Origin of the sequence: Streptomyces sp. NPDC048057, assembly GCF_040653095.1 — a bacterium.
Lineage (GTDB): Bacteria > Actinomycetota > Actinomycetes > Streptomycetales > Streptomycetaceae > Streptomyces.
Window position 1 is genome coordinate 337059 of sequence record NZ_JBEZNF010000001.1, and the last position, 12626, is coordinate 349684.

Genomic DNA, 12626 nt, shown 5'->3' on the forward strand with positions numbered 1-12626 from the left:
GACCACGAGCGCCATGACGACCACGACGACCACGACGACCACGAGCGCCACGACGACGCCGACGAGCGATGCCGACGAGCGGCTGCGGCGCTGGCGGCTGGTCCTCGGCGGTGACTCCGCCGACGGCACCGGCCACGCCCTGGCCGGCCGCGACGCCGCGATGGACGGCACCCTGACCGCCCTGTACGGCAACGGAGAGGGTCAGGCCGGCGGAGCCAGGGGCGCCAAGGGCAGCGGAGGCCGGAGCCGATCGGCCGGGCTCGGCGCCTCCGCGCCCTCCGTCGCCCGCTGGCTCGGCGACATCCGCACCTACTTCCCCGGCTCCGTCGTGCAGGTCATGCAGCGCGACGCGATCGAGCGCCTCGGCCTGTCCACGCTCCTCCTGGAGCCGGAGATGCTGGAAGCGGTCGAGGCCGACGTGCACCTCGTCGGCGCCCTCCTCTCCCTCAACAAGGCCATGCCCGAGACGACGAAGGAGACCGCCCGCGCAGTCGTCCGCAAGGTCGTCGACGACCTGGAGAAGCGGCTGGCCACCCGCACCAGGTCCACGCTGACGGGCGCGCTCGACCGCTCAGCGAAGGTCTCCCGCCCCCGCCACCGCGACATCGACTGGGACCGCACGATCCGGGCCAACCTGAAGAACTACCTCCCCGAACACCGCACCGTCGTCCCCGAACGCCTCGTCGGACACGGCCGCGCGTCCCGGTCGGTGAAGAAGGAGGTGGTGCTCTGCATCGACCAGTCGGGCTCCATGGCCGCGTCCATCGTCTACGCGGCCGTCTTCGGCGCCGTGCTCGCCTCGATGCGGTCCGTCGCGACCCGGCTCGTCGTCTTCGACACCGCCGTCGTCGACCTCACCGACCAGCTCGACGACCCCGTCGACGTCCTCTTCGGCACCCAGCTCGGCGGCGGCACCGACATCAACCGCGCCCTCGCCTACTGCCAGGAGCGCATCACCCGCCCGGCGGACACCGTCGTCGTCCTGATCAGCGACCTGTACGAGGGCGGGATACGGGACGGGATGCTGAAGCGGGTCGCGGCGATGAAGGCGTCCGGCGTGCAGTTCATGGCGCTGCTCGCGCTCTCCGACGAGGGCACGCCCGCGTACGACCGCGACCACGCGGCGGCGCTCGCCGCACTCGGCGCACCGGCCTTCGCCTGCACGCCGGACCTGTTCCCCGAGGTCATGGCGGCGGCGATCGAGAAGCGGCCGATACCGGTACCGGACCCGTCGAGGCCCTGAGCGGCCCCGCCCGCCCGCGTCGCCAGCGGCAGCACCGCCCCGCAGACCAGCGGAACCACCCCCTCCGCCCCAAGGCCGGCACGGCCGCCGCGACCCTTGTAGAGGCCACCGGCACGGCCGTCGGCCGGGTCGATCTGTGACCGTTCTCACCACTCATGTGTGAGCTGCGATTTAGGGAGCCACCGTTCACGGGGATAACCTGCGAGACGGACATGCCGCGTGCCGGACACCGTGTACGCCTTCCTTGTGACGATCGCAGTCACGTTGCCCTCCGCGGCACGCCCACGCAGACAACGAACCGCGATCATTAGAAAAGGGACGGACCCGCGTGGACCTGTTCGAGTACCAGGCGAGGGACCTCTTCGCCAAGCACGGTGTACCGGTGCTGGCCGGTGAAGTCATCGACACGCCTGACGCAGCGCGCGCGGCGACCGAGCGTATGGGCGGCAAGTCGGTCGTCAAGGCGCAGGTCAAGGTGGGCGGGCGCGGCAAGGCCGGCGGCGTCAAGCTGGCCACCACCCCGGATGACGCGGTCGACAAGGCCGGCCAGATCCTGGGCATGGACATCAAGGGCCACACGGTCCACAAGGTGATGATCGCGGAGACCGCTCCCGCCATCGCCGAGGAGTACTACGTCTCGTACCTCCTCGACCGCACCAACCGCACCTTCCTGGCCATGGCGTCCGTCGAGGGCGGCATGGACATCGAGGAGGTCGCGGCCACCAAGCCGGAGGCCCTCGCCAAGGTCCCGGTCGACGCCAGCGTCGGCGTCACCGCGGAGAAGGCCGCCGAGATCGTCGCCGCGGCGAAGTTCCCGGCCGAGGTCGCCGACCAGGTCGCCGAGATCCTGGTCACCCTCTGGAAGACCTTCGTCGCCGAGGACGCGCTCCTCGTCGAGGTCAACCCGCTGGCCAAGGTCGCCGACGGCCGGGTCATCGCGCTCGACGGCAAGGTGTCCCTGGACGCGAACGCCGACTTCCGTCAGCCGGAGCACGACGCCCTGGAGGACAAGGCCGCGGCCAACCCGCTGGAGGCCGCCGCCAAGGAGAAGGACCTCAACTACGTCAAGCTGGACGGCGAGGTCGGCATCATCGGCAACGGCGCCGGTCTGGTCATGTCCACCCTGGACGTGGTCGCCTACGCCGGCGAGGCGCACGGCGGCGTCAAGCCCGCCAACTTCCTCGACATCGGCGGCGGCGCGTCCGCCGAGGTGATGGCGAACGGCCTGGAGATCATCCTGGGCGACCCGGACGTCCGGTCCGTCTTCGTCAACGTCTTCGGCGGCATCACCGCCTGCGACGAGGTCGCCAACGGCATCGTCCGCGCCCTGGAGCTGCTGAAGTCCAAGGGCGAGGACGTCAACAAGCCGCTGGTCGTCCGTCTCGACGGCAACAACGCGGAGCTCGGTCGCAAGATCCTCTCCGACGCCAACCACCCGCTCGTTCAGCGGGTGGACACGATGGACGGCGCGGCCGACAAGGCTGCCGAGCTCGCCGCGGCCGCTGCGAAGTAAGGGACGAGGAACACCACCACCATGGCTATCTTCCTGACCAAGGACAGCAAGGTCATCGTCCAGGGCATGACCGGTGCCACGGGCATGAAGCACACCCGGCTGATGCTGGGCGACGGCACCAACGTCGTCGGCGGTGTGAACCCGCGCAAGGCCGGCACCAGCGTCGACTTCGACGGCACCTCCGTGCCCGTCTTCGGCTCGGTCGCCGAGGCGATGAAGGAGACCGGGGCCGACGTCTCCGTCCTCTTCGTGCCGCCGGCCTTCGCGAAGGCCGCCGTGATCGAGGCCATCGACGCCGAGATCCCGCTGGCCGTCGTGATCACCGAGGGCATCGCGGTGCACGACTCCGCCGCCTTCTGGGCGTACGCGGTCGCCAAGGGCAACAAGACCCGGATCATCGGCCCGAACTGCCCCGGCCTGATCACCCCCGGCCAGTCCAACGCCGGCATCATCCCGGGCGACATCACCAAGCCGGGCCGCATCGGCCTGGTGTCGAAGTCCGGCACGCTGACGTACCAGATGATGTACGAGCTGCGGGACATCGGCTTCTCCTCGGCCGTCGGCATCGGTGGCGACCCGGTCATCGGCACCACCCACATCGACGCGCTCGCGGCCTTCGAGGCCGACCCGGAGACCGAGCTCATCGTGATGATCGGTGAGATCGGCGGCGACGCCGAGGAGCGCGCGGCCGACTTCATCAAGGCGAACGTGACCAAGCCGGTCGTCGGCTACGTCGCGGGCTTCACCGCCCCCGAGGGCAAGACGATGGGCCACGCCGGTGCGATCGTGTCCGGTTCGTCCGGCACCGCGCAGGCGAAGAAGGAGGCCCTGGAGGCCGCCGGCGTCAAGGTCGGCAAGACCCCGACCGAGACGGCGAAGCTCGCGCGGGAGATCCTCTCCGCGTGACGCCCGATGCCTGACGGCCGAAGCCCGACGGGCTGACGGCTGACGCACGACGCGTGTGGGCCCGCACTCCAGCACGGAGCGCGGGCCCACACGCGTTCCCGCCCGCGCTCACTCGATCTGCGGCACCAGCTTGCCCGGGCCGCTGCCGGGCAGGTCGCGCAGCATGTCCCGCAGCGCCGTCTCCTGCGGGCCGAGCTGCGGGGGACCGGCGTGGCCGGGGACGCCGCCGACGCGCTGCGCGGGGGCGATCTCCGGTACGTACCGCGTCGGCGCGGTCGCCAGCGTCATCCCCGTGGCGCCCATGATCATCACGGTCACGGTCAGCGCGGCCCGCGTCCAGAACCAGGCCCGGCGCTCGCTGGTGGTCCGCACGGTCGCCGCCGGCGCCGGCCGCGGCGGCGGCCCGGCCGCCACGAGCACGCCCAACTGTTCCCGCAGCGCCTCCGGCGACGCCGCCAGGTGCGGCAGCCGTTCGGCGAGCACCTCGCGCGCGTGCAGCAGCCGGTTCGCCGCGGCCGGGGTGGTGGCCTCCGTCTCCGCCGCCGTCTCGGGCAGGTCCAGGCCGAGCCCGTCGTACAGCAGGACGGTGCGGCGGTACGCCGGCGGCAGCTCCAGCAGGGCGTCCAGCAGTTCGCGTCCGGCCTTGTCCAGCGGCGGGCTCTCGGGGTGCCGGTGCGCGGGCCGCAGCCGGTGCCAGGGCGAGAGCGCCAGCTCGTACGCGACGGCCCGCACCCAGCCGATCGGGTCGCGGTCCTGGGCGACCTTCGGCCAGTTCTGCCAGGCGATGTGGAAGGCGCGTTCGACGGCTTCGTGCGACAGCTGCTGCCGGCCCGTGAGCAGATAGACCTGGCGTACGAGGTCGGACGCGGCGTGCGCGTACAGGGCGTCGAAGGCTTCGGCGGGGGTGAGGCCGAGGGCCGGCGGAGATGACGGCGCAGGCGGGGCCGGGGGCAGGGGCGGAGGCGGGGGAGGGCTCGGCGCAACGGCTTCCTCGGCCCGTGGCACAGCCGCGTCCATCCCGTCCGTCCCGTCCGTCGCGCCTGTCCTGTCCGTCCCGTCCGCCCCCGCCGGTTCGACTGCCGTAGGTGCCATAGGTGCCGTAGCCGCCGTGGTCGCTGCGACCGGTGCTGTCGACGCCGTCGGCGCGGCCGGTTCGCTCGACGGGTCGGGCGTACTCGCTGCGTTCGACGGGAGGGGGCGCGCGAGCACCTTCGCGTACGCCTCCCGTCGGCGTCCGCGCGGGTCGCTGCGGCCGGTCTCCCATGCCCGGACGGTCGCTTTCGTGACGCCCACGGCGTTGGCCACCTGCTCCTCGCTCAGCGACAGCGCCTCGCGCAGCCTGCGCCGTTCCTTCGGGGTGGGCAGGGGAGTCTCCGGAGACGGGGCGGTGCTCTGGGTCATGGCGCGCCCCCGTGGCCGGGGCGCGGGCCCATCGGGCACGGGCCTTTCGGGCGCGGACTCACCAGTGCGGTGCACTTATCAGAAAAGTACATAAGCGTATATTGAGCGACACAACGGCCATTCGCCCGTTACGCCGCGAAAGCGCGTGTCGTTGGGAGCATGGCCGCGTGACCCAGACGACGGAACACGGCCCGGCCTCCACCGACTTCCCGCAGACCGTCCTCGTCCAGGGCGGGCACCGAGCCGCGCTGGTGAGGTGCCTCCTGCGCGGCGCCACCGCCGCGGGGCTCGGGCTCGGCGCGCTCACCGTCCTGGTGATGGTGCTGTGGATCAGCTCGCCCTACCCGGACAGCGGCCCCGACGGCGCCCTGCACGTCGCCGCCTCGCTGTGGCTGCTGGCGCACGGCACGGAACTCGTCCGCGTCGAGACGCTGTACGGAGCCCCCGCCCCGGTCGGGGTCGTCCCGCTGCTGCTCGCCGCACTGCCCGCCTGGCTCGCCCACCGGGCCGTGCGCGACGCCCTGACGCCGGACGACGCCGGGCTGCGACCGCGGCCGTCGACCCGGACCGCGGTGTGGGGGGTGGCCACCGGCTATCTGCTCGTCGCCGCGTGCGCGACCGTGTACGCGGGCGAGGGCACGCTCGTCCCCGATCCGCGGAGCGCACTGTTCCACCTGCCGCTGTTCACGTTCCTTGCGGCGGCGACCGGGGCGTGGACGGCGAACGGCCGCCTGATGGCTCCGCCGACCGGGTCGATGTCGGCCGGTTCGACGTCGACCGAGACGTCCGGAACGGCGTCAGCGGCGTCGAAGCGGTGGCCGTCGTGGGACGACGTACGGCTCTGGCTCACCGGCGCCCGGGCCGCGGTGGCCGCCCGCGCGGCGGCTGCCGGTGCGCTCGTCCTGCTCGGCGGCGGGGCGGTGCTGGTGGCGTCGTCGCTGGTCTGGCACGCGGACGCCACGCAGGACTCCTTCCTGCACCTCGCCGACGAGTGGTCCGGGCGGCTCGCCGTCCTCTTCCTCGGGATCGTGCTCGTGCCCAATGCGGCGGTGTGGGCCGCGTCGTACGGACTCGGCCCGGGCTTCGCGCTCGGCACGGAGGCGACGGCGACGCCGCTCGCGCTGTACGGGGACCCCGCGCTGCCGCACTTCCCGCTGGTCGCCATCGTCCCGGCGCAGGGCCCGGGCACCCCCCTGAACTGGTCCAGCGCGGCGGTGCCGGTGCTCGCGGGCCTGGCCGTGGGCTGGTTCGGCGCCGGCGAGCGGGGCGCGACGGTGCGCCGGACGGCCGCGAACGCCCTGCTGGGCGCGGCGGGCTGCGGCGCCCTCGCCGCGGTCCTGGCCGCGTTCGCGAGCGGCCCGCTGGGCACCCACCGCCTCGCCGAGTTCGGCCCCGCGTGGTGGCTGATGGGCGGGGCAGCGCTGGTGTGGACGGGGGCGCTGGGGGTGCCGATGGCGCTGGGGGTGCGGGCGTGGCGGGGCCGCGGCTTCGAGGCGGAGCCCGCGGAGGCACTGAAGGCACCGCCCGTGCGGACGCCCGTGACCGCGCCACCCGTGAAGACGCCCCCCGTCACGGCCCAACCGAAGCCACTGACCAGGGGCTTGAGCAAACTGAAGAGCATGAAGCGCGCCCAGCCCGGGCCGAAGGCGCCGGCGCCCGCCGCGGAACAGCCGAAGCCGCCGCTGAGCCCGCTGGACGCGCTGGAGGGCCGGGACCCGCTGGAGGTCCTGGACGCGCAGGACGGCCCGTACGACTTCCTCCCCCTGGACTCCTGGGCGGACCGCCCGACCCCGTCCCCGCTGCCTCCGGCGGACCCGTCGCGCCCGTGGGCCGCGCCGCCGAGCCCGTGGCCGAACGACCCCGACGGGAAGCGCTAGCGCGGTCGAAGAATTTCCCCAGGCCAGAGGCGTGCCAGCCCTGTTAATGTCCCTCCACCCATAATCGAACAGGGAGGGGCGCACCTTGCGCACGAAGAGAACCATCACGGCCGCGCTGATACCGACGTTGACGCTGGGGGGCCTGTACGTCGGTACGAACGCGGCCGTGGCCGCACCGAGCGCGACGACGGTGGCGACGGCCGTGGCGGCGACGGCCGTCGGACCGTGGAGCACTCCCGCGCCGTTCACCGCCGCCGACGGCAACGCCCGCGTCCTGGACGTCACGACCGCGTCCGACGGATCGGCCGTCGCCGTCTGGCACCGCAACACCGGCACCCCCGACTCCTGGGAGCTGTGGGCGGCCACCCGCCCCGCGAAGAGCACCGAGTGGGCGCCGGCCCGCCGGGTGGCCACCGGCTCGCCCGTGGGCGGCGAACTCCTCGCCTCCGACGACGGCTCGGTGACCCTGTCCTGGCTCCAGAAGACGGGGTCCGATTGGTCTCTCACCATGTCCACCCTGTCCGGCACGGCCTCCGGGCCGGGCACGTGGACGCCCGCCACCCAGATCGCCCGGGCCGGCTGGGCGACCAACATGACGCTCGCCGGCAGCCCGAGCGGCAAGCTCGTGGCCCTGTGGACGGACGAGGTCGTCAGCCATCCGAACGGGGCGACGGACTCCAAGCTGTACGTGTCCGAGCGCCAGGGCAGCGGCGGCGCGTGGTCGACCCCGCTCGTCCTGGCGGAGGACCGCGCGAGCGCCCCGGCGGCGCTCGTCGAGCCCGACGGCACGGTCACCCTCGCGTGGGACGTGTACGGCTCGCCCGACGCCGGGGAGAACGGCGTGCACGTGCTCACCAGGGCCGCCGGCGCGACCGGTTGGGGCACCCCGACCGTCGTGGGCGGCTCGGTGAAGGAGAACCCGTCGCTCCGTTCCGTCCTGAGTCGGGGGGCGAACGGCGCCGCGGTCCTGGGCTGGTCCAGCAACGTCCTCGACGGGAACAACGTCTCCAAGGACCGCCACCAGTTCGCGTACCGGCCGGCCGGCAGCGCCGCGTGGGGAGCGGCCGAGGACGTCCCCCAGAACACGGAGCGCGTCAGCGACCCGCTGATCGGCGCCGCCGGCGAGGTCACCTACGTCTGGTCCGCGATCGCCTGGGGCGCCGGCGACCCGAAGACCGGGTCGACCAGGACCGCGACCCGCGCGGCTGACGGCACCTGGGGCCCGACCGTCACGCTCTCCACCAACCAGACGTCCAACGGCTGGCACGCCAGCGTCGGCGCGGACGGCACGGTCCACGCGTACTGGAGCGAGTGGACGGACGTCGCGAACGTCTCCGACGTGTTCACCGCGGCCAGGGTCGGGGGAGCGTGGTCGAAGCCCACCGAGATCGGGCAGTCCGGCACGTACGAGAGCGGCATCGGCTCCACCGGGCGGGGCGGCGAGTCCACCCTCGTGTGGGACCGGCGGAACAGCAGCACGGCCTGGCAGCTGTGGAGCGCCGGCACCGGGCTGACGACGCCGTCCAAGCCAGCGGCGGAGCACCGGGACCACGTGGGCGACGACGGGTTCCCCGACCTGTTCGCGCGCTCCTCGACGGGTGCGGTGACGATCTACAAGGGCAATGCGGCGCAGACCGTGAGCGCCAAGGTCAGCGCGGGCACCTGGCCCACCGGCAGCACCCTCGTCCCCTTCGGCGACCTCAACGGCGACGGCGCCAACGACGTCCTCGTCCGGGACGCCTCGGGCGCCCTGCACCGCTACGGCGCACCGCGCGGCACCGTGGTCACGCCGCAGTCACCGGCCACCAGGATCGGCACCGGGTGGAGCGGCTTCGACGCCCTGACGTACTCCGGCGACCTGACCGGCGACGGCATCCCGGACCTGGTGGCCCGCCACGCCGCCACCGGGGACCTCCGCCTCTACAGCGGCACCAGGACCGGCGGCATCACCGCGGCGGGCCGGATCGGTACGAACTGGAAGTCGCTGACGATCGTCGGCGCGGGCGACCTCAACGGCGACCAGCGCGCCGACCTCCTGGCCCGCACCCCCACCGGTGACCTCTACCGCTACTTCGGCACCGGCCAGGGCACGCTCCAGGGGGGCGTGAAGATCGGCACGGGATGGGGCGGCTTCAAGGACATCGTCGGCCTCGGCGACCTGACGGGCGACGGCAAGGACGACGTCGTCGGCCGGACGGCGGCGGGTGACTTGATGCGGTACGCCGGGAACGGGACGGGCGGGGTCACCCGCGGCGTGAAGATCGGGACGGGCTGGAAGTCCTTCACGTCGATCCACTGACGCGGCCTGACGTAAAGCGCCCGGTGTGTGGGTGCCCCAGCGGGGGCACCCACACACCGGGCGACGAAGGGTGCTGGGCGTCAGTCCTTCACGCCGTAGACCTCGCGCAGGGGCTCCGGGAGCTTGCTGTTGCAGGAGACCTGGCCCGCCTTCGTCAGGGCGTCGCGTTCGCAGGTGTAGAAGTCCTGGTAGACGAGCTGGACCGCGTACGTGGAGGCGACGACCAGGAGGGCCAGGGACGCCATCACCAGGCCGGTGATCGCGGAGGTCCGCTGGGTGCGGCTGGCCGTCTGGGGGGCGGGGGACGGGGACGCCGACGGGGTCGAGGACGTCGGGTCCGGGCGCTTCGGCTTGGCGCGCAGGGAGCTGATCGCCCAGTACATCGCGAGCGCGCCCAGCAGCAGCGCGATCTCCGTGAAGTCGAAGAGGACGAAGAAGAACGCCCACATGCCCGCCAGCAGCGCGTACCGCGCGCGGCGCTGGGCCGGGTCCGTGGGGTCCCAGCGCAGGCCGGGGCCCTGGGAGGAGCCGTTGTTGTCGGAGGATCCGCCGGCACGGCCGCCGAAGCCGCCGCCGGACGAGCGGCCGGGCTGGCGGCTGCTCCACTGGCTGCCCCAGCCCGTACGGCCGCTGCCGGAGGAGTCGGAAGAGCCGGAGGAATCCGAGGAGCCCGGTCCGTCGGAGCCGTTCGATCCGTCGGCGCCTGGTGAGCCGTTCGCCTCGTCCGGGCGGCGCGGCTGCCAGGGCTGGTCGGGCCGGCCCTCGGGCGGCGGCGCGAAGGGGTTGTTGTCGTCGGTGGACTGGCGCTCCCGCGGCAACAGGAGGTCCGTACGGCGGCGTCGGTCCCGCATCTGGTGAACGTCTTCCCCTCAGACCCGGTGCACCTGGGGTCTTGTGTCGTCGTCTCGTGCCCGTCGGGGGACGGGTGGTTGTCCCCTGACGCTACCTCCCGGCCGCGCCCCCGTCCCCCGGGGGCCTTCCTTGGTGCCGGTATCGTTGCTGACGGTCGGCCCTTTCGTAGAGTTCCCCGTATCGAGGGACGCGATTCGTTCGTACGACCACACAAAACCGTGCGCACCCGCACGCCGTACCCGAAAGAGATCCGCCGTGGCCCCCGCTTCCGCCCGACCCGACGACGCGCAGGCCCGCCGGCCAGCCAGGATCGTCGTCCTCGTCTCCGGATCCGGTACGAACCTCCAAGCCCTCCTCGACGCGATCGAGGCCGACCCGGACGGCTTCGGCGCACGCGTCGTCGCCGTCGGGGCGGATCGTTACGGCGCGGGCGGTCTGGAGCGCGCCGAGCGCGCCGGGCTGCCGACGTTCGTCTGCCGGGTGAAGGACCACCCCACCCGCGATGCGTGGGACCGCGCGCTGGCCGAGGCCACCGCCGCGTACGAACCCGACCTCGTCCTGTCGGCCGGGTTCATGAAGATCGTGGGCAAGGAGTTCCTCGCCCGCTTCGGCGGGCGCTGCGTCAACACGCACCCCGCCCTGCTGCCCAGTTTCCCCGGTGCCCACGGAGTGCGCGACGCGCTCGCGTACGGCGCCCGGGTCACCGGGTGCACCGTCCACTTCGTCGACGACGGGGTCGACACCGGGCCGATCATCGCGCAGGGCGTGGTGGAGGTCCGGGAGCAGGACGACGAAGCCGCTCTGCACGAGCGGATCAAGGAAGTCGAGCGAGTGCTGCTCGTCGAGGTCGTCGGGCGGTTGGCCCGTGACGGCTACCGCATCGAGGGACGAAAGGTTGTTTTCCCGTGAGTGTTGAGGCTGCCGCGAGCGGCAAGCGCGCCATCAGGCGGGCGCTGGTCAGCGTGTACGACAAGACGGGCCTCGAAGACCTCGCCCGCGGTCTGCACGGGGCGGGCGTGCAGCTCGTCTCCACCGGGTCCACCGCCGCGAAGATCGCCGCCGCGGGCGTGCCCGTGGTCAAGGTCGAGGACCTGACGGGCTTCCCCGAGTGCCTGGACGGCCGGGTCAAGACGCTGCACCCGCGCGTCCACGCCGGCATCCTCGCCGACCTGCGGCTCGACGCGCACCGCGAGCAGCTCGCAGAGCTGGGCGTGGAGCCGTTCGACCTGGTCGTCGTCAATCTGTACCCGTTCCGTGCGACCGTCGCGTCCGGCGCCAGCCCGGACGAGTGCGTCGAGCAGATCGACATCGGCGGCCCCTCCATGGTCCGCGCCGCCGCGAAGAACCACCCGTCGGTCGCGGTGGTCACCAGCCCCGAGCGGTACGCCGACGTGCTCGCGGCCGTCGAGGACGGCGGCTTCGACCTGGCCGCGCGCCGCCGGCTCGCCGCCGCGGCCTTCGCGCACACCGCCGCGTACGACGTCGACGTGGCGTCCTGGTTCGCCGCGCAGGCTCCCACTGACGGTGCGGCAGGCGAAGGGGAAGGGCACTTCCCGGACTTCCTGGGCGCGACGTACGAGCGCGCCGGCGTGCTGCGCTACGGCGAGAACCCGCACCAGGGCGCCGCGCTGTACGTCAACGGCAAGGGCGGGCTGCCGGCGGCCGAGCAGTTGCACGGCAAGGAGATGTCGTACAACAACTACACGGACACCGAGGCGGCCTGGCGCGCCGCGCACGACCACGCCGAGCCGTGCGTCGCGATCATCAAGCACGCCAACCCGTGCGGCATCGCGATCGGCGCGGACGTCGCCGAGGCGCACCGCAAGGCGCACGCCTGCGACCCGCTGTCGGCCTTCGGCGGCGTCATCGCGGTGAACCGCCCGGTGTCGGTCGCCATGGCCGAGCAGGTCGCGGAGATCTTCACCGAGGTCATCGTGGCCCCGGCGTACGAGGACGGCGCGGTCGAGGTGCTGGCGAAGAAGAAGAACATCCGGGTGCTGCGCTGCCCGGACGCGCCCGCGTCGCCCGTCGAGGTGAAGCTCATCGAGGGCGGTGCGCTGCTCCAGGCCACCGACCGGCTCCAGGCCGAGGGCGACGACCCGGCGAACTGGACCCTGGCGACCGGCGAGCCGCTGTCGGAGGCGGAGCTGGCCGAGCTGGCGTTCGCCTGGCGCGCCTGTCGCGCGGTGAAGTCGAACGCGATCCTGCTCGCCAAGGACGGCGCCTCCGTCGGCGTCGGCATGGGGCAGGTCAACCGGGTCGACTCGGCGAAGCTCGCGGTCGAGCGGGCGGGCGCGGAGCGGGCGCAGGGCTCGTACGCGGCGTCCGACGCGTTCTTCCCCTTCCCGGACGGCGCGCAGATCCTGATCGACGCCGGGGTGCGGGCGATCGTCCAGCCGGGCGGTTCGGTCCGGGACGAACTGGTCGTCGAGGCGGCGCAGAAGGCGGGCGCGACGATGTACTTCACGGGGACGCGCCACTTCTTCCACTGATCGGCCGCGGTACGCACGCGAAGGCCGCGCCACCCGGAGAGGG

General features: G+C 73.1%; 9 protein-coding genes. 7 read left to right on the forward strand and 2 right to left on the reverse strand.

Annotated features, from left to right (window positions below):
- The first annotated feature begins 13 nt into the window (after positions 1–13).
- The 3 genes from AB0E05_RS01610 (at position 14) to sucD (ending at position 3662) form a co-directional block, all read left to right on the forward strand.
- Entirely contained in the window at positions 14–1243 is a 1230-nt protein-coding gene (locus tag AB0E05_RS01610; RefSeq protein WP_361957259.1) for a VWA domain-containing protein, read from the forward strand.
- A gap of 328 nt (positions 1244–1571) precedes the next feature.
- Positions 1572–2756, forward strand: a complete 1185-nt coding sequence (sucC, locus tag AB0E05_RS01615) for an ADP-forming succinate--CoA ligase subunit beta (RefSeq protein ID WP_361956924.1) — start codon at positions 1572–1574, stop codon at positions 2754–2756.
- 21 nt (positions 2757–2777) lie between these two features.
- Entirely contained in the window at positions 2778–3662 is an 885-nt protein-coding gene (gene sucD, locus AB0E05_RS01620; RefSeq protein ID WP_361956927.1) for a succinate--CoA ligase subunit alpha, read from the forward strand.
- A gap of 108 nt (positions 3663–3770) precedes the next feature.
- Here the strand turns inward: sucD and AB0E05_RS01625 are convergent, their stop codons facing one another.
- A complete protein-coding gene (locus tag AB0E05_RS01625; RefSeq protein WP_361956930.1) occupies positions 3771–5063 on the reverse strand; it encodes a sigma factor-like helix-turn-helix DNA-binding protein in 1293 nt (430 codons plus the stop codon).
- A gap of 167 nt (positions 5064–5230) precedes the next feature.
- Here AB0E05_RS01625 and AB0E05_RS01630 point away from each other — a divergent pair, with 167 nt between their 5' ends.
- Positions 5231–6940: a DUF6350 family protein gene (locus tag AB0E05_RS01630; protein WP_361956934.1), complete on the forward strand. Its 1710-nt coding sequence runs from the start codon at positions 5231–5233 to the stop codon at positions 6938–6940.
- Between the two features lie 85 nt (positions 6941–7025).
- The gene (locus tag AB0E05_RS01635; protein WP_361956937.1) at positions 7026–9239 is read left to right on the forward strand and encodes a VCBS repeat-containing protein; all 2214 of its coding nucleotides are present in this window, start codon (positions 7026–7028) and stop codon (positions 9237–9239) included.
- An 80-nt stretch (positions 9240–9319) separates the two neighbouring features.
- Here the strand turns inward: AB0E05_RS01635 and AB0E05_RS01640 are convergent, their stop codons facing one another.
- Positions 9320–10090: a hypothetical protein gene (locus AB0E05_RS01640; RefSeq protein ID WP_361956940.1), complete on the reverse strand. Its 771-nt coding sequence runs from the start codon at positions 10088–10090 to the stop codon at positions 9320–9322.
- A gap of 256 nt (positions 10091–10346) precedes the next feature.
- Between AB0E05_RS01640 and purN the strand changes: the two genes are divergently transcribed.
- Together purN and purH are read left to right on the forward strand one after the other, a co-directional pair.
- The gene (gene purN, locus AB0E05_RS01645) at positions 10347–11000 is read left to right on the forward strand and encodes a phosphoribosylglycinamide formyltransferase (RefSeq protein ID WP_361956943.1); all 654 of its coding nucleotides are present in this window, start codon (positions 10347–10349) and stop codon (positions 10998–11000) included.
- Positions 10997–12583, forward strand: a complete 1587-nt coding sequence (gene purH, locus AB0E05_RS01650; protein WP_361956946.1) for a bifunctional phosphoribosylaminoimidazolecarboxamide formyltransferase/IMP cyclohydrolase — start codon at positions 10997–10999, stop codon at positions 12581–12583. Before purN ends, purH begins: the two co-directional genes overlap by 4 nt.
- The last annotated feature ends 43 nt before the right edge of the window (positions 12584–12626 follow it).